The following is a 287-nucleotide window of genomic DNA, read 5'->3' as shown; positions in this document are numbered from 1 at the left end:
ATATTTGCTGCAGATGTGTATAAGAATTTCTTGATATTAATCCTTTTGGCTATGGTTTTGCCCTTTTGCCATCAAGATTGTTGACGTTCACTTCATAATTATAGATATTGCAATGCAGTAGCAGTGTTTTTTGTGTGGGATTGGTGGAGAAAAATAATGGCGATAGTTAAGCGCGTAGTTTTCAATCAGAAGGGCGGCGTTGGCAAGTCGAGTATTGCGGTGAATTTAGCAGCGATTAGTGCGGCGCGAGGTCTTCGTACCTTAGTGATTGATCTTGATCCTCAATG

Annotated in this window: 1 protein-coding gene; it reads left to right on the top strand. The window is 40.8% G+C overall.

From position 1 onward, the window contains the following. Positions 1 to 156 precede the first annotated feature (156 nt). The coding region (locus tag A3774_RS16460) for a ParA family protein (RefSeq protein WP_197468087.1) at positions 157 to 287 on the top strand (131 nt) is incomplete at its 3' end.

It is taken from the genome of Neptuniibacter marinus, from assembly GCF_001597725.1.
In the GTDB taxonomy this organism is placed as follows: Bacteria; Pseudomonadota; Gammaproteobacteria; order Pseudomonadales; family Balneatricaceae; genus Neptuniibacter; species Neptuniibacter marinus.
The sequence above is the reverse complement of the archived record's forward strand: the minus strand, read 5'-3'. Positions and strand labels throughout refer to the sequence as shown.